General features: G+C 70.0%; 22 protein-coding genes and 3 tRNA genes. 17 read left to right on the forward strand and 8 right to left on the reverse strand.

Features of this window, described 5'->3' with window-relative positions; translation table 11 throughout:
- Window positions 1-180 precede the first annotated feature (180 nt).
- From ACGFMK_RS04650 to ACGFMK_RS04660, 3 genes are all read right to left on the reverse strand, one after another.
- Window positions 181-1,029 carry an SAM-dependent methyltransferase gene (locus ACGFMK_RS04650; RefSeq protein ID WP_392758403.1) on the reverse strand — a complete coding sequence of 283 codons (849 nt, stop codon included), beginning with the start codon at window positions 1,027-1,029 and terminating at the stop codon, window positions 181-183.
- Window positions 1,026-1,880: an SAM-dependent methyltransferase gene (locus ACGFMK_RS04655; protein ID WP_392758404.1), complete on the reverse strand. Its 855-nt coding sequence runs from the start codon at window positions 1,878-1,880 to the stop codon at window positions 1,026-1,028. Before ACGFMK_RS04655 ends, ACGFMK_RS04650 begins: the two co-directional genes overlap by 4 nt.
- Window positions 1,881-1,950: 70 nt before the next feature.
- Entirely contained in the window at window positions 1,951-2,889 is a 939-nt protein-coding gene (locus ACGFMK_RS04660; RefSeq protein WP_392758406.1) for a GNAT family N-acetyltransferase, read from the reverse strand.
- Between the two features lie 250 nt (window positions 2,890-3,139).
- Between ACGFMK_RS04660 and ACGFMK_RS04665 the strand changes: the two genes are divergently transcribed.
- From ACGFMK_RS04665 to ACGFMK_RS04690, 6 genes are all read left to right on the forward strand, one after another.
- Window positions 3,140-5,785: a putative bifunctional diguanylate cyclase/phosphodiesterase gene (locus ACGFMK_RS04665; protein WP_392758408.1), complete on the forward strand. Its 2,646-nt coding sequence runs from the start codon at window positions 3,140-3,142 to the stop codon at window positions 5,783-5,785.
- An 80-nt stretch (window positions 5,786-5,865) separates the two neighbouring features.
- Window positions 5,866-5,938, forward strand: a tRNA-Thr gene (locus ACGFMK_RS04670).
- A gap of 130 nt (window positions 5,939-6,068) precedes the next feature.
- Window positions 6,069-6,141, forward strand: a tRNA-Met gene (locus ACGFMK_RS04675).
- A 51-nt stretch (window positions 6,142-6,192) separates the two neighbouring features.
- Window positions 6,193-6,357 (forward strand): 50S ribosomal protein L33, encoded by a 165-nt coding sequence (gene rpmG, locus ACGFMK_RS04680; protein ID WP_005152047.1) that lies wholly within the window; start codon window positions 6,193-6,195, stop codon window positions 6,355-6,357.
- A gap of 81 nt (window positions 6,358-6,438) precedes the next feature.
- Window positions 6,439-6,888 (forward strand): MaoC family dehydratase N-terminal domain-containing protein, encoded by a 450-nt coding sequence (locus ACGFMK_RS04685; protein WP_392758411.1) that lies wholly within the window; start codon window positions 6,439-6,441, stop codon window positions 6,886-6,888.
- Entirely contained in the window at window positions 6,885-7,283 is a 399-nt protein-coding gene (locus tag ACGFMK_RS04690) for a MaoC family dehydratase (RefSeq protein ID WP_323329480.1), read from the forward strand. Before ACGFMK_RS04685 ends, ACGFMK_RS04690 begins: the two co-directional genes overlap by 4 nt.
- A 21-nt stretch (window positions 7,284-7,304) precedes the next feature.
- On the opposite strand, the gene ACGFMK_RS04695 is transcribed toward ACGFMK_RS04690, so the two are convergent.
- The 3 genes from ACGFMK_RS04695 to ACGFMK_RS04705 are packed head-to-tail and all read right to left on the reverse strand — an operon-like array spanning window position 7,305 to window position 9,555.
- The gene (locus ACGFMK_RS04695; protein ID WP_392758413.1) at window positions 7,305-8,210 is read right to left on the reverse strand and encodes an SGNH/GDSL hydrolase family protein; all 906 of its coding nucleotides are present in this window, start codon (window positions 8,208-8,210) and stop codon (window positions 7,305-7,307) included.
- Window positions 8,211-8,245: 35 nt separating this feature from the next.
- Window positions 8,246-9,208 (reverse strand): hypothetical protein, encoded by a 963-nt coding sequence (locus tag ACGFMK_RS04700; RefSeq protein ID WP_392758415.1) that lies wholly within the window; start codon window positions 9,206-9,208, stop codon window positions 8,246-8,248.
- Complete coding sequence (locus tag ACGFMK_RS04705; RefSeq protein WP_392758417.1) at window positions 9,205-9,555, reverse strand: GntR family transcriptional regulator; 351 nt, start codon at window positions 9,553-9,555, stop codon at window positions 9,205-9,207. The genes ACGFMK_RS04700 and ACGFMK_RS04705 overlap by 4 nt, the downstream gene beginning before the upstream one ends.
- 136 nt (window positions 9,556-9,691) lie before the next feature.
- Here ACGFMK_RS04705 and ACGFMK_RS04710 point away from each other — a divergent pair, with 136 nt between their 5' ends.
- Window positions 9,692-9,907: a hypothetical protein gene (locus ACGFMK_RS04710; RefSeq protein ID WP_257921896.1), complete on the forward strand. Its 216-nt coding sequence runs from the start codon at window positions 9,692-9,694 to the stop codon at window positions 9,905-9,907.
- A gap of 4 nt (window positions 9,908-9,911) precedes the next feature.
- On the opposite strand, the gene ACGFMK_RS04715 is transcribed toward ACGFMK_RS04710, so the two are convergent.
- The gene (locus ACGFMK_RS04715; protein ID WP_392758419.1) at window positions 9,912-10,829 is read right to left on the reverse strand and encodes a TIGR03619 family F420-dependent LLM class oxidoreductase; all 918 of its coding nucleotides are present in this window, start codon (window positions 10,827-10,829) and stop codon (window positions 9,912-9,914) included.
- Window positions 10,830-11,025: 196 nt separating this feature from the next.
- Here ACGFMK_RS04715 and ACGFMK_RS04720 point away from each other — a divergent pair.
- The 6 genes from ACGFMK_RS04720 (at window position 11,026) to ACGFMK_RS04745 (ending at window position 14,748) form a co-directional block, all read left to right on the forward strand.
- A tRNA-Trp gene (locus ACGFMK_RS04720) sits at window positions 11,026-11,098 on the forward strand.
- A 26-nt stretch (window positions 11,099-11,124) separates the two neighbouring features.
- Window positions 11,125-11,565, forward strand: a complete 441-nt coding sequence (gene secE / locus ACGFMK_RS04725) for a preprotein translocase subunit SecE (RefSeq protein WP_392758420.1) — start codon at window positions 11,125-11,127, stop codon at window positions 11,563-11,565.
- A 74-nt stretch (window positions 11,566-11,639) separates the two neighbouring features.
- Window positions 11,640-12,467, forward strand: coding sequence for a transcription termination/antitermination protein NusG (gene nusG / locus ACGFMK_RS04730; RefSeq protein ID WP_392758422.1), 828 nt, complete (start codon window positions 11,640-11,642; stop codon window positions 12,465-12,467).
- A 73-nt stretch (window positions 12,468-12,540) separates the two neighbouring features.
- Window positions 12,541-12,978, forward strand: coding sequence for a 50S ribosomal protein L11 (gene rplK, locus ACGFMK_RS04735; RefSeq protein ID WP_003079266.1), 438 nt, complete (start codon window positions 12,541-12,543; stop codon window positions 12,976-12,978).
- Window positions 12,979-13,184: 206 nt separating this feature from the next.
- On the forward strand, window positions 13,185-13,904 hold the full coding sequence (gene rplA / locus ACGFMK_RS04740) for a 50S ribosomal protein L1 (protein WP_284747830.1): 720 nt from the start codon (window positions 13,185-13,187) through the stop codon (window positions 13,902-13,904).
- Between the two features lie 70 nt (window positions 13,905-13,974).
- Window positions 13,975-14,748: an alpha/beta fold hydrolase gene (locus tag ACGFMK_RS04745; RefSeq protein ID WP_392758426.1), complete on the forward strand. Its 774-nt coding sequence runs from the start codon at window positions 13,975-13,977 to the stop codon at window positions 14,746-14,748.
- Here ACGFMK_RS04745 and ACGFMK_RS04750 read toward each other — a convergent pair.
- A complete protein-coding gene (locus ACGFMK_RS04750; protein WP_392758428.1) occupies window positions 14,745-15,605 on the reverse strand; it encodes a hypothetical protein in 861 nt (286 codons plus the stop codon). The genes ACGFMK_RS04745 and ACGFMK_RS04750 overlap by 4 nt on opposite strands.
- A 303-nt stretch (window positions 15,606-15,908) precedes the next feature.
- Here ACGFMK_RS04750 and rplJ point away from each other — a divergent pair, with 303 nt between their 5' ends.
- The 4 genes from rplJ (at window position 15,909) to ACGFMK_RS04770 (ending at window position 19,254) form a co-directional block, all read left to right on the forward strand.
- Window positions 15,909-16,463: a 50S ribosomal protein L10 gene (rplJ, locus tag ACGFMK_RS04755; RefSeq protein ID WP_392758430.1), complete on the forward strand. Its 555-nt coding sequence runs from the start codon at window positions 15,909-15,911 to the stop codon at window positions 16,461-16,463.
- A gap of 49 nt (window positions 16,464-16,512) precedes the next feature.
- On the forward strand, window positions 16,513-16,899 hold the full coding sequence (rplL, locus tag ACGFMK_RS04760) for a 50S ribosomal protein L7/L12 (protein ID WP_392758432.1): 387 nt from the start codon (window positions 16,513-16,515) through the stop codon (window positions 16,897-16,899).
- A 358-nt stretch (window positions 16,900-17,257) separates the two neighbouring features.
- Window positions 17,258-18,463, forward strand: a complete 1,206-nt coding sequence (locus ACGFMK_RS04765; protein WP_392758433.1) for an ABC transporter ATP-binding protein — start codon at window positions 17,258-17,260, stop codon at window positions 18,461-18,463.
- Window positions 18,460-19,254, forward strand: a complete 795-nt coding sequence (locus ACGFMK_RS04770; protein ID WP_323329492.1) for an ABC transporter permease — start codon at window positions 18,460-18,462, stop codon at window positions 19,252-19,254. Before ACGFMK_RS04765 ends, ACGFMK_RS04770 begins: the two co-directional genes overlap by 4 nt.
- Window positions 19,255-19,257: the final 3 nt, after the last annotated feature.

The raw sequence follows: 19,257 nt of genomic DNA on the forward strand, positions 1-19,257 counted from the left end.
TGGACCGCGGGCGGGCGCGGGAGCTGCCCTCGCCGATGTGAGCCGGAGTTTCACGTCCGGTGCCGATTCGACCTGGGGCAGCCGCTTCTCGCCAGGGCGGCCGCGTAGGGCGGCGAAGTGAAGGTCGCCAAAGCGGGCGAGTGGGTGCCTCGCAGAGCCTGGACGGGCGACGGTGAAAGGTCAGAGGCTTGGCCGGCGCGCGACGGCGCACCAGGCGAACGGCCGCGTCTCCAGGTCGATGGCGTTCGGCGGCGCCTCCGGCCGCCAATCCGGCAACGATGTCATCCCCGGCGGCAACAGCGGCCAGCCGCCGAACCAGGGGAGCAGTTCTTCGGCCGTGCGCAACCAGGCCGGGTTCGTCGTGTCGCGGTAGGCGTCGATGAATCGTTTCACCTCGGCCGCGCGAGCGGGTGGAGCGTCGTCGCGGCAGGTGCCGTGGGTCAGGGCCAGCCAGCTGCCCGGGGCGAGCTTCGCGCGGTACGCCGCCATCAGGCCCGCGGGATCGTCCGACGGGCCGACGAAGTGCATCACCGTGATCATCAGCAGGCACACCGGCCGCGACCAGTCGATCAGGTCCTGGGTCACCTCGTCCGCGAAGATCTCCTTCGGGCGGCGGATGTCCCGCTCGACCAGACCCGCCCAGTCCGTCGCTTCTTCCTTCTCCAGGATCAGCCGGGAGTGCGCGGCGGCCACGGGCTCGTAGTCGACGTACACCACCGACGCGCGTTCACCGGCGGGCAGCAGGTCGCGGACGATCTCGTGCACGTTGCCCGCGGTCGGCACGCCGGAGCCGAGGTCGACGAACTGGCGGACGCCGGCGGCCATCGCGGTCTTGACGACCCGGTTCATGAACGCCCGGTTCTGCCGCGAGATCGGCCGGATCAGCGGCCACACCTTCTCGACGCGGCGGCCGAACTCGCGGTCGACCGCCCAGTGGTGGTTGCCGCCGAGGTACCAGTCGTAGACGCGCGCCGCGGACGGCTTCTCCGTGTCCACCCCGGCCGGCGCGATCGGCGCGGTTTCGCTCATCCGCCCGGCCTCTCCGCGATGCCGCACCACGCGTACGGGCGGGCGGCGGCTTCGAGTGCGTTCAGCTTCCGGTCGGGCCGCCAGTCCGGCAGGTGCACGATGCCCGGCTCCAGCAGGGGCCAGTCGCCGAACAGCGGCTCGATCTCGTCGCGGTCGCGCAGCCACACCGGGTTGCTCGTCTTCCGGTACTGCTCGACGAACCAGCGCAGCCCGGCCAGCATCTCGCCCTCGCCGTCACCCTCGCTCATCTGCGAGATCGCCAGCCAGCTGCCCGGCGCGAGGGCGTCGCGGTAGGCCTTGAGCAGGCCGTGCGGGTCGTCGTCCGGGCCGACGAAGTGCAGCACCGCCATCATCATCACGCAGACCGGCTTCGAAAAGTCGATCAGCCGCTTCGTCTCCGGAGCGCGCAGCACGGCCTTCGCGTCCCGCATGTCGGCCTGGACGATGCCGGCCCAGTCGGTCGCCGCTTCCTCTTCGAGGATGAGCGTCGCGTGGGCGACGGCGACCGGCTCGTAGTCGACGTAGACGACCGTGGCGTCGTGGTCGTCCGGCAGCTCGGCCTCGACGACCTCGTGCACGTTGCCGGCCGTCGGGACGCCGGAGCCGAGGTCGATGAACTGCCGGATCCCCGCCTTCAGCGCCGCGCGCACGGCGCGGTTCATGAACTCGCGGTTCTGCTTCGAGCCGGGGCGCACGAGCGGCCACTGCTGTTCCATGCGGCGGCCGAACTCGCGGTCGACGGCCCAGTTCTGCGTACCGCCGAGGTACCAGTCGTAGATCCGGGCCGCGGACGGCTTCTCCGTGTCCACGCCCTCGGGTGCTCTGGGCGCGGCGTCCCGCTGCTCGTTCACGTCGGCTCCCCGTCCCTTGTACTGACATCAGCCTATAAGGACGGGGCACCCGGGGTAATCCGCCAGTAGTTCACCGAACGGCTGGGCGACGCTGCCAGTACGTCCACAGCGGGCGGTAACCCTGCGCGTACCAGAACGGCGTCGAGAGCGGGTTCGCCGCGGCGTGGTGCAGCAGGACGACGTCGGTGCCCTCCTCGTCGAGGACGTGGTGGGCGTGGGCGGCCAGCGCCGTGCCGACACCGGAGGACCGCGCCGCCTCGGCGACCGCCAGCGACGACAGGTACCCGACCCGGGTGGCGGCGACGCGGTCGCTGATCCAGCCGGTCTCGCCGGGGTGCTGGACGTTCACCATGCCGAGCGGACGGCCGTACAGCTCGGCGATCCACAGCGGCGGCTCCGGCCGGTTCAGCTGCTCGGCGAGGTCCTTGGCCATGATGTCCTCGACGCCCTGGCGCAGGTTGACCGTGCCGTACTGGGCGTCGTAGGAGTGCAGCTCCAGGCCGAGGGCGACGACCGTGTCGAGGTCGCCGGGCTCGGCGCGCCGGATCTTGACGCCCGGGGTGCCGTGCGGGCCCTCCGGGATCATCCGGTCGGCCGGGCGGACCGCGACGACGCGCAACGGCGCGAAGCCGTGGTGCAGCATTTCGCGCGCGCCGGCGGCGTCACGGCTGGCCCGGGGGACGACCGCGGCGGTCTCGGTGTCGCCGCGCTCGGCGACGGCCCGCAGATGTTCATCCCATCGGGTGAGGAGGGCGTCGAGCGCACCGGCCGGGTGGGGGCCGGCGAGCTGGAGGTCGAGCCGGTGCTCGGTGAGGGCGCGCCACGGCGCGTTGGGGGCGTCGCGGTCCACCTGGACGCGGGAAGCGAGTCCCGACGCGGCCGAGTCGTCGGTGGCCACCTCCAGGACCACGGCGTTTTCGGCCGCTTCGAACGGAGATGAGCCGGGGAGGAGGGGATCCACCGCCGCGAGTCGCGTCGCGTGCTCGGTGGCAATCACATCGCTGTGCATGGGGCACATTCAAGCGCTACCCGGCCCGGAATGCGTACAGAACCTCCCGGGAAGGGGTCGCGGCTCCCGCACCAGATGTTTCACCCCTTGGTCCACGCAGGTCAGCGCTATCGAGGCATTGTTAACCCTGGGGTGATCTCCTACTGTCTCGAAAGGGACATGAGTACGCCCTACGGGGTACGGTATGGCCCTTGTCCACACCTGACGTCACGGATCAGCGACCAGTGGGCAATCCGGGAGGGAAGAACGGATGCCGGAGACCACCGCGCACGGCGACGCCGTCGCGCAGCCCGGGCCGGGCGGTCCCGCGACCGCACCGATCCCCGCGGCCTCCGTCGAAGCGCGGACCGACGAACGCCGGTTCCGCGCCTACACCTTCGCGGTACTGAGCCTGGGGCTCGTCGCCGCGTTCGCGGTCGGCTCGTGGCTGCCGTTCCACTGGGACAGCAAGCTGCTGTGGATCGGCCCGGTGCTCGCGGTCGCGTTCCTCCTCGCCGAGCAGCTCGGCATCAACGTCGACGTCCGCAGCGGCATCTCGTGGACCATCTCCTTCACCGAGATCCCGCTCGTCATCGGCTTCTTCATCGCGCCGTTCGAGGTCGTGCTGGCCGCGCACCTGGTCGCCGGCATCGGCACGCTGCTCGCGCGCAAGGTCGCCGGCCGGGTCCTCTACAACGCGGGCGCGTTCCTGCTCGAGATCACCGGCGCCTTCGCGGTGGCCGGGCTGGTCAAGGTCGCCGTCGGCGCCGGGGCGGGCAGCGAGATCCCGTGGGTCGCCGCGCTCGCCGGCACGCTGACCGCGCCGCTCGTCAGCACGCTGCTCGCCCTCGCCGCGGTGCGCGTGCTACGCCGCCGGATGCGGGTCAGCACCGCGGTCCGGCTCACCGCGCGGATCCTGGTCGTCGGGTTCGTCAACGCGTCGGTCGGCCTCTCCGGGTACCTCGTCATCTCGAACACGCCCAAGGCGTGGCCGCTGGTGCTCGCCGTCTTCCTCGGCCTCACCGCGCTCTACTGGGCCTACTCCGACCTGCTGCGCGAGCAGCGGGACATGGAGGCGCTCTCGGACGTCAGCCTGATGGTCGCCCGCTCCGGCCAGCAGGCCGCGGCGCGCCCGGCCAGCCGCGCGGACGAGCTCGTCGGCGGCGTCGACGTCCGCGAGTGGGCCACGATCGCCGAGCGCATCAAGGACCAGCTCGCCGCCGGCCGCGTGGTGCTGCGGCTGCGGCTGGAGCCGAAGGACACCATGCGCGTCGTCGTCGCGGGCGACGAGCTGCCGGCCGCCGACCCGGGCGCCGACGACCCCCTGCTGCGCCTGCCCGGCGCGCACGTCCGGCACTTCCGGATCACCGAAGCCAACCCGGACGTCCGCGCCGCGCTGCTCGACCGCGGCGCGCAGGAGGCGCTCGTCGTCCCGCTGCGCAGCGCGAACCAGCTGCTCGGCGTGGTCGAGGCGCACGACCGGCTGTCCCGCTGGCGCGGGTTCGGCAAGTACGACGTCCAGCTGCTCGGCACGATGGCCAGCCACCTCGCGACGTCGCTGGACAACCGGCGGCTGCTCGCGACGCTGCGCCACGACGCCTACCACGACCCGCTCACCGGGCACCTCAACCGGCCGGGCTTCCGGCAGGTGGCGAAGGAACCGTTGCGGGACTTCGCGAACGCCGTGGTGCTGCGGATCGACCTCGACGTCTTCTCGACCGTCTCCGACGCGCTGGGCTACGCCTGGGCCGACCGGATGGTCATCGCCGCCGGCCGCCGCATCCGCGACGCGCTCGGCCCCGACATCCCGCTGGCCCGCCTCGAAGGCGCGTCGTTCGCGGCGCTGCTCGTCGGCTGCGCGCCGGAGGACGCCCACCACGCGGCGGAACGGCTGCGCGAGGAGCTGTCCGCGCCGTACCCGGTGGACCGCCTTTCGGTCGAGGCCAACGCGATGATCGGCTACGCGACGACAACGCCCGAAGAGGCCGGCGACCCGGTCGACATCGAAGGCCTGCTCCAGCGGGCCGACGTCGCTGTTCGCGCGACCAAGGGCGGCGAAGAGGTCCGCGGCTACGTGCCGAGCATGGGCCAGATCTTCCTGCGGCGCTTCCAGATGGTCACGCAGTTCCGGCAGTCCCTGGAGGACGGCCAGGTCAGCGTCCACTACCAGCCCAAGATCACCCTGCCGAACCGTCAGGTCCAGGGCGTCGAGGCGCTGGTCCGCTGGGTGCACCCGGAGTTCGGCAGGCTCGGCCCGGACGAGTTCGTCCCGGCCATCGAGGCGGCCGGCCTGATCGGCGTGCTGACGTCGTTCGTGCTCGGCGAGGCGCTGAAGCGCTGCCGCAAGTGGCTCGACGAGGGCCTGCGGATCTCGGTCGCGGTCAACCTGTCGGTGCGCAACCTCGCCGACGAGGACTTCCCGAACAAGGTCGCCCGCGAGCTGGACCGCGTGGGCATCCCGCCCGAGCTGCTGACGTTCGAGCTGACCGAGTCCGGCGTGATGTCCGACCCGCAGAAGGCGCTGCCGATCCTGCGCGAGCTGCACTCGCTGGGCATCACGCTCGCGGTGGACGACTTCGGCACCGGCTACTCGTCGCTGGCCTACCTGCGGCAGCTGCCGGTCGACCAGGTCAAGATCGACAAGAGCTTCGTCCTCGGCATGGGCACCGACCTCGGCGACCTGGCCGTGGTCCGCTCCATCGTCGAGCTGGGGCACTCGCTCGGCCTGACGGTGGTCGCGGAAGGCGTCGAAGAGGACGTCGCGCGCGACCAGCTCGAGGCGATGGGCTGTGACGTCGCCCAGGGCTACCTCATCTCGCGGCCGCTGCCGGAGGACCGCCTGGAGGCGTGGCTGCAGGCCCGCACCGCGCGCTCGCCGGGGCGGCACTCGGAGACCGTCCTGACCCTGCTGACCTGAGGTTTTGCTCTTTCGGGACCCCGGTTGCACGGCCGGGTGACGGGACTTGGTAATCTTTCCAAGTCCTCGCGAGAGGCCAGGCCCCTTTAGCTCAGTCGGCAGAGCGTCTCCATGGTAAGGAGAAGGTCTACGGTTCGATTCCGTAAAGGGGCTCCGCGATCAGGCGAGCTATGCTCGGGAAAAGCCCGAGCCTGGCTCGCTTCGCGGTGTCCATCTGGGGGTCGACCCCCAGACCCCCGCCAAGGGGCTTCGCCCCCTGGACCCCCGGGGTTGGGCATGTAAGGGCGGTGTAGCTCAGTTGGCAGAGCAAGCGGCTCATAATCGCTGTGTCGCCGGTTCAAGTCCGGCCACCGCTACGCGGTAACGACTGGGGCTGGCCCCCGGGACCTGAGAGAGAAGGAAACGCTGTGGCTGCCACCGACGTGCGACCCAAGATCACGCTGGCGTGCGAAGAGTGCAAGCACCGCAACTACATCACCAAGAAGAACCGGCGCAACAACCCGGATCGCCTGGAGATGAAGAAGTTCTGCCCGAACTGCGGTACGCACCGGACGCACAAGGAAACCCGCTGACCGCGTAGCGCGTTCGCACCAGCTTCGAAGAGCCGCCCTGGACCACCGGGGCGGCTCTTTGCTGTTGGTAGCCTCGTCGGCGTGCCCTTGGACGAGTCGTTCACCGGGCGGGTTTACCCGCCGCAGACCAGTTACGAAGTGAGCCGGGAGAAGATCCGGGAGTTCGCCGACGCGATCGGCGACCAGAACCCGGTCTACCGGGACGTCGACGCAGCGAAAGCCGCCGGCCACCCGGACGTCATCGCGCCCCCGACGTTCCTCACGATCATCAACCTCGCCTCGATCAACTCGATCGTCACCGACCCCGAGCTCGGTCTCGACTACTCGCGGATGGTCCACGGCGACCAGCAGTTCAGCTACACCCGCCCGGCCCACGCCGGTGACGTGCTGCTGCTGACCACGCACATCGACCGGATCATGGCCCGGGCCGGCAACGACTTCATCAACCTGCGCGCCGAGATCACCGACGCCGGCGGCGGGCACATCGCCACCACGCGCGCGCAGCTCGTGGTGCGGGGGGAGGACGCGTGAACGTCGGAGACGAACTGGCCGCCCTCGAGGTCCGGATCACCCGCGACCAGCTGGTGCGCTACGCCGGAGCGGCGCTGGACTTCAACCCGATCCACTGGAACGAGGCGTTCGCGAAGGAGGTCGGCCTCCCCGACGTCATCGCGCACGGCATGCTCACGATGGCCGTGGCCGGCCGCGTGGTCACGGACTGGCTCGGCGACCCGGGCCGCCTGGTCGACTTCAGCGCCCGCTTCACCCGCCCGGTCGTGGTCCCGAACACGCCGGAAGGCGCGGTCGTCGAGATCACCGGCAAGGTCGGCGCGCTGCAGGACGACGGCATCGCCCGCATCGACCTCGTGGTCAAGTCCGACGGCAAGACGGTGCTCGGCAAGCCCCAGGCCCTGATCCGCGTCTGACCGCCGCGCGGCGGCGGTGAGCTAAGGCAGCTTCAGCAGGGAGACCACGGCGTCGGCCATGCCCTGCTCGCCGCGGGCGTTCGGGTGCAGCGGCGCGGCGGGCGAGGCCGGGAGGATGCCCTCCACCCAGCGCTTGTCCGACGCCGTGCAGACGTCGTGGCCCTTGCCGGGGGTCGCCGTGTCCGCGTAGCCCGCGCGGTGGGCCTTCGCCTGGTCCTCGAGCATCGCGTTCAGCTTGGCCAGGGTGTCGCGGAAGTACGCGACGTCGCCCGCGCCGAGCGGCAGGGCGGGCCAGCAGCCGTCGCCGTCGGGCAGGACCGTCGGGTAGCCGACCAGCACCACCTTCGCCCGCGGCGCCTTGGTGTGGATCTTGTCGAGCACCGCGCCCAGCTTCGGCGCGGTGGCGTCGATCCGCTCGGCGAGCTGGTCGTGCCCGCCCGCGGTCAGCCGGTCCTTGCAGGGTGACGCGGACGGGTGCGCCGTCGCGCAGGTCGGCGCCAGCGCCAGGAAGCCGACGTCGTTGCCGCCGATGCCGAGGGTCACCAGCGTCGTCTTCCCGGTCACCGCGTCCAGCTGCGGCGGGTTCGTGCCGTTCGACGTCTGCTGCGCGGCGGTGAGGCTCGCCGTGGTGGCGCCGCCGCAGCTGACGTCGGCGAACTCGGCCGGCTTCAGCTTCGCCGACACGAGGTGCGGGTAGTTGTCGTCCGAACGTTCGCAGCCCACCGGGGTGCCCGACTGCCGCCCGGTGCGTGGCGAGGACGTGTACGAGTCCCCCAGCGCGACGTAGCGGCCGCTGCCGCCGCCGGTGTCGTCGCCGTCCGGCGGCGCCGCGGACGAGCCGTGCTGCCACTTGTAGTACCCGAAGATCAGCAACCCGACCACGAGCACGACCACGAGGCAGCCGCCCCCACCGCTCTTTTTCGCCACTAGTCCGTTTCTACCGGGCCGCGTGCCTCGCGGACCTAGTCAATCCGGGTGACGCCCTGCGCGATCAGGTCGTTCACCAGGCCGGCGCCGGTCTCCGGGTCGTCGACGCTCACCAGCACGGTCCGGCCGTTCTCCAGGGTCAGCGCCAAAGCCGGGCCGCCGCGCACCTTGTACGCCGTCGTGCCGGTCATTGAGTTGAAGCGGAGGCCGAGCCCGCCGTCGCCGAACGTCGTCAGCTCGCGCACGGTGGCCTCGCGGACGTCGCCCAGGTCGAGGTGCCGCCACGGGAAGCCGAGGAGGCCGAAGCGGATCGTCACGCCCGTGGCGTCCACCTTCGCCCGCAGCCGGTAGGTCAGCGCCGTGACCACCGCGCCGACGAAGCCGATCCAGACGGCGGTCGGCCACGGGAGCCCGGCGGGTAGGAAGGCGATCGCGACGGGGATCGCCAGGAGCGCCCAGAGCATCGCCGGGTTCGACGCCCGGCCCGACCAGAACGCCCGCTGCCCCGGCTGGAGCCCGACACTCGGCCGGTACTCCCCGGTAGCGTGCTCGCGAGCCGGCGCGGGCAGGCCGCCGACGAACGCCGCCACGACGCCGAGCACGGTCACGCCCAGCAGGAAGAGCAGGACGAGGGCGCCGCCGCGGGCCGCGTGCCAGTCCGGCGCGTCGAGGTTCAGCACGAGCGTCGACAGCAGGACGGCGGACGGCATCGCGGCGAGCCCGGTGCCCAGCCCGGCGGCCAGGCGCGGCAGCGGCCGCCCGTTGCGCAGCCCGACCACGGCGATCACCGCCACGACCGCGGTCACGACCACGCCGAGCACCAGGCAGACGGTGACGAACAGCCCGAGGGAGTTCGCGTTGTCCGGCCCGTCGTTCCAGTGCGTCGCGATGGGATCGGGCAACCGGTCGCGCCACGCGTTCGCGAGGACGGCGGCGACGGCCAGGACCGCACCCGGCAGCACGGCCGTCGCGACCAGGACCCGGATCAGCTTGTTCATGAGTACTTCTCCTTGATCACCCCGGTGAGCTCGTCCGGGCCGACGCCCGCACGTTTCGCTTCGTCGATCAGTTCCGCGACGAGCTCGGTCAGCCGTGCCCGCGACGGTGCGTCGCCGAGCACGACGGCACCGCGCCGTCGCCGCAGGTCGATGAGGCCTTCGTCGCGCAGCAGCGCGTACGCCCGCAGCACGGTGTGGACGTTGATCTCGAGCGACGCCGCCAGCTCGCGGGCCGGCGGCAGCTGTTCGCCGCGCGCGGGGCTGCCCCCGGCGAGGGCGCGGCGGATCGACGCCGCCACCTGTTCGAAGAGCGGGACGGGCGAACCCGGGTCGATGCGGACCAACATAGTTCTAACTGTACTAGAACTAACCAGCTTTGTGTGGGTGAACCTGAGTGAGGGAACGAGGGTTGCGTGAGACGCCGATCACAGCGAGGGTGGGGCCCGTTCCGTAGTCGAAACCGAGGAAGGCAGGAAACGCGCTGTGGGCCTGAACCTGAACAAGCTCGTCGACAAGGCTTACGAGGACAAGTCGATCAAGGAGCTGCTGGACGCCCCGCCGTCCGCGCTCGAGGGGCTCACGCCGAAGCACGACGAACTGCTCGCCGAGCTGAAGATCAAGACGATCCGCGACCTCGCCAACTGGAAGTACGCGGCCAAGGCGCAGGCGCTCGCCGCGCTCGCCGACAGCGAGTCCTAGGGGCTCAGCCGGTCAGTTCGCCGGCCAGTTCCAGTGCGTGGTCGACGTCCTTCGCGACGTAGTGCAGGTCGACCAGCACCTCCGTGACGCCCTCTTCGCGGGCCACGTCCAGGCACGGCAGGACGTCCGCGACCGACTCGACCCCGGTGCCCGCGCGCGGGTTGATCCGCAGTACCCGCCGCAGGGTGCCGGGGTCCCGGCCGGCTTTTTCGGCCGTTTCGAGCGCGACCGCCCAGAGGCCCTTGAGGTACGGCCGGGGCATCCAGCCGGCCAGCCAGCCGTCCGCGCGGCGGCCGATCCGGGCCAGTGCCGGCGGCGCGAAACCGGCGAGCAGCACCGGCGGCCGCGGGTCCTGCGCCGGGCGCAGGCCGACCGTCGACGGCGCGATGCGCCACTGCGGGCCGTCGTGCGCCACCGGGTCGCCGGTCCAGATCGCTTCGAGCGCGTCGAGCACCTCGTCGAGCCGCTTGCCTCGACCCTCCCAGGGCACGCCCGTCGCGAAGTACTCCTCGCGCAGCCAGCCGAGCCCGAGGCCGACGTCCAGCCGTCCCGCGCTGGCGAGGTCGAGCGAGGTCAGCGCCCTGGCGAGCAGCACCGGGGAATAGACGGGCCCGGTCAGAGCGCTCATCCCCAAGCGGACCTCGTTCGTCACCGCGGCCGCCGTCGCCAGCGTCGTGAACGGGTCGGCGAAGGTCTTGAACTCCTCCGGGTACGGGTGCTCCGGCGTTCCGCCGCCCGGGTAGAGATCGGACGGCTCGAGCGGCGTCAGGATCCGGTCGCCGACCCACAGCGACGCGAAGCCGAGTCCCTCTGCGGCGACGGCGAAGCGCGCGACGGCGGCGGGGTCGGCCAGGGCGCCGTACTGCGGCAGGGCGAGCCCGAGCCGTGTTCCGCTCACCGGGTTGCTCGTCATGGCGGACATCCTGGCATGATCACCAGGTCGGCGGGAGGTTTTCCGCAGGCCGACCGGGGTTCGGCGGTCGATCGGGGGGCGCGGTTGCGGGCTCTCGTGAGGCTTGCCGTAGACTTCGGGACTTGGAAAGCACTACGGTCATCCCCGCCTGGATGGTGGGGATGCTGGAAGGCGTCCACGGGAGTCCGAGTGATCGGGATCCCACAGGGGTGTAGCTCAATTGGCAGAGCAGCGGTCTCCAAAACCGCAGGTTGCAGGTTCAAGTCCTGTCACCCCTGCGTAACGGAACTGGTGGAGCGAAGGAGTGGTCGTGAGCGACAGCGACGCCAGCGGCGGCGAGCAGGAGCAGGACGGCACCGGGCAGAAGCCCGAGAGCCAGTCCCGTCCCGTCACAGCTGCTGCCCGGCGTGAGCGCCGCGCGACCGCTCGTCCGGCGGGCAAGTCCGCGGCACGTGCGGACGACAAGACCCGGCCGGCCGGGAAGTCGGGGGAGAAGACCGCCCCCGACGCGAAGGGCGCTGCGACCCCCAAGCGGGACCAGAAGCCGAAGAAGGCCTCCGTGTTCGCGCGGCTGGTGCGCTTCATCCGCGAAGTTTGGGCGGAGCTGCGCAAGGTCATCTGGCCCAACCGCAAGCAGATGGTCACCTACACCGCGGTCGTGCTGGTCTTCGTGGTGTTCATGGTGGCCCTGGTGAGTGGCCTGGACCTGCTGTTCAAGTGGGGCATCGGCCACGTCTTCGGCTGACGCGCCCCGGCGCGCGCCGAGTGGGGCTCAGGTCCCGGCCTGACCCCGGCAATGATCAACTGAGAGGACGGAACGTGACCTCCGACAACGGCACAGCAGCCGGTCAGGAGCTGACCGAGCTTTCCGACGAGCAGGTGCACGCGGCACTCGGTGACGAGGAGTCCGAGCACCTGGAGCCCGTCGACGTGCCCGAAGCCGAAGAGGTCGACGAAGCCGCCTCCGAGGAAACCGACGTCACCGACGAGGTGGCCGACGCCGCCGAGGCCGAGCCCGCGGTGGACGACGACCCCGTCGCCACGCTGCGCGCCGAGCTGGTCGCCGCCCCCGGCGAGTGGTACGTCGTGCACTCCTACGCCGGGTACGAGAACAAGGTGAAGACCAACCTCGAGACCCGGACCACGACCCTGGACGTCGAGGACTACATCTTCCAGATCGAGGTCCCGACCGAAGAGGTCACCGAGATCAAGAACGGCCAGCGCAAGCAGGTGCAGCGCAAGGTGCTGCCCGGCTACATCCTGGTCCGGATGGACCTGAACGACGCCTCGTGGAGCGCGGTGCGCAACACGCCGGGTGTCACCGGGTTCGTCGGCGCCACCTCGCGGCCGTCGCCGCTGACCGTGGACGAGGTGCTGAAGTTCCTCGCCCCGAAGGTCGAGAGCGAAGCCCCCGCGAAGGGCGGCAAGGGCGAGTCCGGCACGACTGCGGCCCCGCTCGGTGGCCCGGCCGTCGAGGTCGACTTCGAGATCGGCGAGTCGGTCACCGTCATGGACGGTCCGTTCGCGACGCTCCCGGCGACGATCTCCGAGGTCAACGTCGACGGGCAGAAGCTGAAGGTCCTGGTGTCGATCTTCGGCCGGGAGACCCCGGTCGAGCTGTCGTTCACGCAGGTCTCCAAGATCTGACGGCTGCAGCGCGGCCGCAGTCCCCACGTCCACGGCAGGTACGCGGGGAACGTAGTACAGGACAGGAAAAGAAATGCCACCCAAGAAGAAGAAGCTTGCGGCGATCATCAAGCTGCAGATCAAGGCGGGCGCGGCCAACCCCGCTCCGCCGGTCGGCCCGGCCCTGGGCCAGCACGGCGTCAACATCATGGAGTTCTGCAAGGCCTACAACGCCGCGACCGAGTCGCAGCGTGGGGACGTCGTCCCGGTCGAGATCTCCGTGTACGAAGACCGGTCGTTCGACTTCAAGCTGAAGACGCCGCCGGCCGCGCGCCTGCTGCTCAAGGCCGCTGGTGTCGAGAAGGGCTCCGGCGAGCCGCACAAGACCAAGGTCGCCAAGGTCACTTGGGACCAGGTCCGCGAGATCGCCAAGACCAAGGAGACCGACCTCAACGCGCACGACATCGACCAGGCCGCGAAGATCATCGCCGGCACCGCCCGCTCCATGGGCATCACGGTCGTCGACGCCTGACGTCTGCAGCACCGGTAGTACCGCGAGATCGCGCCGGTTTCTGACCGAGTGATTTCGATCGGCCCCAGGGCCGAGCGAAATCGGGAGGGAAGAAATCGGCTCGGGGCGATCTCGCCGCCTCGACGGAGTCGAGGCAGACAACACCGTGGGAGAGCCAGTGCTGGCTCCTACCACACTGATCCGTTTTCGAAGTTAAGGACAGAAGCATGACCAAGCACAGCAAGGCATACCGCCAGGCTGCGGAGCTTATCGACAAGGCGCGGCTGTACGCGCCCCTCGACGCCGCGAAGCTGGCGAAGGAAACCTCCAAGACCAAGATGGACGCGACCGTCGAGGTCGCGATGCGTCTCGGTGTGGACCCGCGCAAGGCCGACCAGATGGTCCGCGGCACCGTGAACCTGCCGCACGGCACCGGTAAGACCGCCCGCGTCATCGTCTTCGCCGTCGGTGACAAGGCCGCCGAGGCCGAGGCCGCCGGCGCGGACGCGGTCGGTACCGACGAGCTGATCGAGCGCATCCAGGGTGGCTGGCTCGACTTCGACGCCGCGATCGCGACGCCGGACCAGATGGCCAAGGTGGGCCGCATCGCCCGCATCCTCGGCCCGCGTGGCCTGATGCCGAACCCGAAGACCGGCACGGTGACCCCCGCGGTCGAGAAGGCCGTGAAGGACATCAAGGGCGGTAAGATCAACTTCCGCGTCGACAAGCAGGCCAACCTGCACCTGGTGATCGGCAAGGCTTCCTTCGACACCGAGAAGCTGGTCGAGAACTACGCGGCGGCGCTGGACGAGATCCTCCGCGCCAAGCCGTCGTCGGCGAAGGGCCGTTACCTGAAGAAGGTCACCTTCACCACCACGATGGGCCCGGGCATCCCGGTCGACCCGCTGCGGACCCGCAACCTCCTTTCCGAGGACGCGAACGTCTGAGTCGGACATCACCAGAAAGGGCGCTCCCGCTTACTGCGGGGGCGCCCTTTCTTCGTGTCTTATTGACGGCATGCCGACATTCGCGTCGTTCGACGGGCTCCAGCTGAACTACACCGTGTGGGAGGGCGACGCCGCCGTCCGCCTGGTGCTGCTGCAGCACGGCTTCGCGGCCGACACGAACGCGAACTGGATCGCCACTGGCGTCGTCGCCGCTCTGCGCAAGGCCGGTTTCACGGTCATCTCCCTGGACGCCCGCGGCCACGGCCGTTCGGAGAAGCCCCACGACGAGTCCCGCTACACCGAGACGACCATGGCGCGAGACGTCTCCGCGCTGCTGGACGAGCTGGCCCTCGACGAGGTCTCGATGGTCGGCTACTCGATGGGCGCGATCATCGCCCTGGCGGCAACGGCGGCGGACAAGCGCATCCGCTGCCTGGCCACGGGCGGAGTGGGCTCGGGCATCGTCGACTTCGGCGGCGTCGACCTGCGCGTGGTCAAGCCGGCCGACATCGCCTCGGCCCTGCTGGCCGAGGACCCGACCACGGTCCCGCCATCGGGAGTCCCGTTCCGCCTGCTGGCCGACGCGGTGGGCGGCGACCGCCAGGCCCTGGCGGCGGTGGCCCTGGCCTCCCGCGAGGGCGTGGTGGACCTGTCGGGGATCAGCGTCCCGACTCTGGTCCTGGCGGGCGACCAGGACGTCTTGGCCGCGGAACCCGAGCGCCTGGCGGCCGCCATCGCGGGAGCGAGGCTGGTCCGAATCCCGGGCGACCACATGACGGCGGTCATGTCCCCGGCGTTCTCAGAGGCCCTGGTCTCGTTCCTGTCGGCCCCACAGCCGCGCTAACGGGTCGTCGGTGTCGGCGCGGGGCACGGTGTCTGCTCGTTCGTGTGCCCGACGATCAGCCACTGGTTCTTTTCGACCTTCTGCACGGTGAACGCGCCGAGCGCCGGGCCGCCGCGGATGCCGAACTTGCACGAGCTGATCGTGAAGCTGTCGCCCGGGAGAGGCTCCGAGACGTACGAGGGCATCGACTCGGCGTAGTCGTTCTTGCTCTTGACCTGCCGGTTCAGCTCGTGCACCGCGACCTGGCAGTCGGCGTAACCCATGTCCTGGGCGAACTTCTGCTGGATCGGCTCGTCCATCCGCCCGCACGCCTGCGGGACGAGGTTCTGGGCGACGGCGTCGTAGACCTCGCGGACCGCCTCGTACGGGCTGGTCGAGAGGATGTGGTTCGTGTGGTAGGTCCCGCCGCCCTCCTGGGCGAGCTGCTCCGACGTCTTCCCGGTGTCATTGGGGAAGAAGTGGTTGTACAGCCAGGTTCCCGCCACCGCGAGGACCACGAACGCCAAGACCCAGGCGATGACCTTCTTGCCCAGCCAGGTCAGCCACTTCGGCGCCGGACGTCGACGGCGTTCGGCCGGGATGAGATCTCGCGGCGGGCCGGGTGGGACCGGTGGCTGGCCACCGGAGTATTGCTGGACCTGCCCGGTACCCGGCGCCGGCGCGGGCTCGTTGCCCTGCTGGGCTTGGGTGAACCTCAGGTAGTCCTGGAACTGCTGGAACTGGCGGAACTGCTCCAGCTGCGCCGGATCCATCGGCGGCTGACCAGGCTGAGCAGGCGGAGGGGGAGAAGCGGGCGTGTGAGAGCCCGCCGGTTCGACTTCCGCGCCCGGCTTTCCGTCATCACGCTGCTCCGCCACGTGACCATGATGCCTGCCGGAGCCCGTGAGGGAACCCCCAGGCGCCTTAAACGCAGGTCCCTGCAGACCCCGAGAGACCGCAAGGTACAGTGGAGAGAGTTCTACCGAAGACCGCTGGTTATCCGAGTGCCCCCACGGACACGAGGAACGAAGGTCCCGCATCGCCGGGCGGCCCGCGCAGGAGGAACGAGGCTCGGCACGTCTTGTGTCGTATTACGCCCCGCGCCTGTCTGCGCGAGGGCGTTTTGTCGTTTCGGGGGCTCTTCGGGCCAGTGGAAACACTAGCCAAGAGAGGAGGCGACCATGGCGAAGCCCGACAAGGTGGCGGCCGTCGCCGAGATCGCGGAGAGCTTCCGCAGCAGCTCGGCCACCGTCGTTACCCAGTACACCGGCCTCTCCGTGTCCCAGCTGTCCCAGCTGCGCCGCGCTCTCGGCACCAGTGCCAAGTACCGGGTCGCGAAGAACACCCTCGTGAAGCGGGCCGCCGAGGACGCCGGCGTTGCCGGGCTCGACGACCTGTTCGTCGGCGCGACCGCCATCGCCTTCGTCGAGGGTGAAGCGGTCGACGCCGCCAAGGCGCTTCGCGACTTCGCGAAGGACAACAACGCGCTTGTGATCAAGGGCGGCTACATGGACGGCAAAGCGCTGTCCGTGGACGAGATCAACCGGATCGCCGATCTCGACAGCCGTGAGGTCCTGCTCGCCAAGGCGGCGGGCGCGTTCAAGGCGAAGCTCTCCCAGGCCGCCGCGCTGTTCCAGGCGCCGGCGTCCCAGGTCGCCCGCCTGGCTGCCGCGCTGGAGGAGAAGCAGCGCAACGCCACCGGTACCGAAGCAGCCGAAGCACCCGCCGAGAGCTGAACCACCCCCACCCCGAACGTCTAGTTCGTTTTTCTGAGAGGAAGCCATCATGGCGAAGCTGAGCACCGCCGAGCTGATCGACGCCTTCAAGGAGCTCACCCTCCTCGAGCTGTCCGAGTTCGTGAAGGAGTTCGAAGAGGTCTTCGACGTCACCGCCGCCGCTCCGGTCGCCGTCGCCGCCGCCGGCCCCGCCGGTGCCGCTGCCCCGGTCGCCGAGGAGCAGGACGAGTTCGACGTCGTCCTCGAGGGCGCCGGCGACAAGAAGATCCAGGTCATCAAGGTCGTCCGCGAGGTCGTCTCCGGTCTGGGCCTGAAGGAGGCCAAGGAGCTGGTCGAGGCCGCTCCCAAGGCCCTCCTGGAGAAGGTCGACAAGGAGGCCGCCGAGGCCGCCAAGGAGAAGCTCGAGGCTGCGGGCGCCAAGGTCTCCATCAAGTGATCCCGGGCGCGCAAGCGCCTACGCACCACCTCGTGAAGGGGCGGGCATCCAGCGGATGCCCGCCCCTTTCGTCGTTCCCCCTAGGGGTGTTGTCCGATTGGCCCCGGGTCCCTAAATCGCGGATTCCGGGCTGGGTGAATCTGCGCCACTGCCCCGTTTGGACTACCGTGCTGCCAGTCGGCGATCACGGCGGGGTGACGATGCCGTCGGGGCTGGCCAGAAAAGAAAACTCGTGAGTAACCTGTTCGCACTCAGCTCGTTGCACCTGGTTGACGCGGGTTCTCGGGGCGCCTGGCCCGCACCCGCCGACAGGGTGTGGCAGCGGGCGCAATGACGCGGAACAGCTCCTGGAGGTGCGATGGGTGCCGAGGTGGTCATCGAAGGTCTGACCAAGTCCTTCGGTAAGCAGGCCATCTGGCGGGACGTCACGTTGACCCTGCCTCCGGGCGAGGTGTCGGCGATGCTCGGGCCGTCGGGAACCGGTAAGTCGGTGTTCCTCAAGTCGATGATCGGGCTGCTCAAGCCCGACCGCGGCCGCTGCGTGATCAACGGGGTGGACATCGTCACCTGCTCCGAGCACAAGCTGTACGAGATCCGGAAGCTCTTCGGCGTCCTCTTCCAGGACGGCGCGCTGTTCGGCTCGATGAACCTCTACGACAACGTCGCGTTCCCGCTGCGGGAGCACACGAAGAAGTCCGAGACCGAGATCCGGCAGATCGTGCGCGAGAAGCTCGAGATGACCGGTCTCGCCGGCGCCGACAAGAAGCTCCCGGGCGAGATCTCCGGCGGTATGCGCAAGCGCGCCGGCCTGGCCCGCGCCCTCGTGCTGGACCCCGAGATCATCCTGGTCGACGAGCCGGACTCCGGCCTCGACCCGGTCCGCACCACCTACATCTCGCAGCTGTTCCTCGACGTGAACGCGCAGATCGACGCGACGTTCCTGATCGTCACGCACAACATCAACCTGGCCCGGACCGTGCCGGACAACCTGGGCATGCTCTTCCGCAAGGAACTGGTCATGTTCGGCCCGCGCGAGGTGCTGCTGACCAGCGAAGAGCCGGTCGTCAAGCAGTTCCTCAACGGCAAGATGCAGGGCCCGATCGGGATGTCCGAGGAGAAGGACTCCGCGCAGATGGCCGCCGAGCAGGCGATGTTCGACGCCGGGCACCACGCCGGTGGGGTCGAGGACATCTCGGGTGTGCCGCCGCAGATGCAGACGACGCCGGGTGTTCCGCAGCGGATGGGCGCGGTCCGCCGCAAGGACCGCGTCATGGAGATCATGCACCGGCTGCCGCAGGCCGCCCAGGAGGGCATCATCGCCTCGCTGAGCCCCGAGGAGCAGCGCCACTACGGCGTCAGCCCGCGTCGCGTCGCGCAGGCCCAGCAGCAGCAGCAACAGCAGCAGGTCCCGGCCGGCGCCCGCCAGGGTGACGGCGTCCCGAACCAGCACCACGGCCAGCTGCCCGCCGACCAGGTGGCGCGCATCCCCGGCGGCCAGCAGCCGAGACCCGGCGGCTCGCACCGGATGCCACCGCCGCCGAACAACGGGCCAGGTGGCAGGTGAGTTCTCCCGCTTCACAGGCGAAGATCCCCGGGATCGGCATCCTCCGCGAAACCGGGAACCTGTTCGCCCTCGGCCTCGACATCGTTCGTGGCATCTTCCAGCGCCCGTTCCAGCTGCGGGAGTTCATCCAGCAGGCCTGGTTCATCGCGAGCGTGACAATCCTGCCGACGGCGCTGGTGGCCATCCCCTTCGGCGCGGTCATCTCGCTGCAGTTCGGTTCGCTCGCCCGCCAGCTGGGCGCGCAGTCCTACACCGGCGCGGGCTCGGTGCTCGCCACCGTGCAGCAGGCCAGCCCGCTGGTCACCGCGCTGCTGGTGGCGGGCGCAGGAGGAAGCGCGGTCTGTGCTGATATCGGGGCGCGGACCATCCGCGAGGAGATCGCCGCGATGGAGGTGCTGGGCGTCTCCGCGGTGCAGCGGCTGATCGTGCCGCGCACGCTCGCGATGATGCTCGTCGCGCTGTTGCTCAACGGCATGGTCAGCGTCATCGGCGTGCTGGGCGGCTACTTCTTCAACGTCGTGCTGCAGGGCGGGACGCCGGGTGCGTACCTGGCGAGCTTCTCCGCCCTGGCCCAGCTGCCCGACCTGTGGGTCGGTGAGCTCAAGGCGCTGATCTTCGGGTTCATCGCCGCCGTCGTCGCGTCCTACCGGGGTCTGAACCCCTCCGGCGGCCCCAAGGGCGTCGGGGACGCGGTGAACCAGTCGGTGGTCATCACGTTCCTCATGCTGTTCGTCGTGAACTTCGTGATCACCCTGATCTACCTGCAGATCGTGCCCGGAAAGCTGGACTAGCGG

Origin of the sequence: Amycolatopsis sp. NPDC049252 (assembly GCF_043197175.1) — a bacterium.
Lineage (GTDB): Bacteria > Actinomycetota > Actinomycetes > Mycobacteriales > Pseudonocardiaceae > Amycolatopsis.

Excerpts from the sequence above, each read along its gene's own strand:
- ACGFMK_RS04650 (WP_392758403.1), bottom strand. The coding sequence starts at position 1,029 with ATGAGCGAAACCGCGCCGATCGCGCCGGCCGGGGTGGACACGGAGAAG.
- ACGFMK_RS04660 (WP_392758406.1), bottom strand. The coding sequence starts at position 2,889 with ATGCACAGCGATGTGATTGCCACCGAGCACGCGACGCGACTCGCGGCG.
- ACGFMK_RS04665 (WP_392758408.1), top strand. The coding sequence starts at position 3,140 with ATGCCGGAGACCACCGCGCACGGCGACGCCGTCGCGCAGCCCGGGCCG.
- ACGFMK_RS04700 (WP_392758415.1), bottom strand. The coding sequence starts at position 9,208 with ATGAACAAGCTGATCCGGGTCCTGGTCGCGACGGCCGTGCTGCCGGGT.
- ACGFMK_RS04705 (WP_392758417.1), bottom strand. The coding sequence starts at position 9,555 with ATGTTGGTCCGCATCGACCCGGGTTCGCCCGTCCCGCTCTTCGAACAG.
- ACGFMK_RS04715 (WP_392758419.1), bottom strand. The coding sequence starts at position 10,829 with ATGTCCGCCATGACGAGCAACCCGGTGAGCGGAACACGGCTCGGGCTC.
- rplK (WP_003079266.1), top strand. The coding sequence starts at position 12,541 with ATGCCACCCAAGAAGAAGAAGCTTGCGGCGATCATCAAGCTGCAGATC.
- rplA (WP_284747830.1), top strand. The coding sequence starts at position 13,185 with ATGACCAAGCACAGCAAGGCATACCGCCAGGCTGCGGAGCTTATCGAC.
- ACGFMK_RS04745 (WP_392758426.1), top strand. The coding sequence starts at position 13,975 with ATGCCGACATTCGCGTCGTTCGACGGGCTCCAGCTGAACTACACCGTG.
- rplJ (WP_392758430.1), top strand. The coding sequence starts at position 15,909 with ATGGCGAAGCCCGACAAGGTGGCGGCCGTCGCCGAGATCGCGGAGAGC.
- rplL (WP_392758432.1), top strand. The coding sequence starts at position 16,513 with ATGGCGAAGCTGAGCACCGCCGAGCTGATCGACGCCTTCAAGGAGCTC.
- ACGFMK_RS04765 (WP_392758433.1), top strand. The coding sequence starts at position 17,258 with ATGGGTGCCGAGGTGGTCATCGAAGGTCTGACCAAGTCCTTCGGTAAG.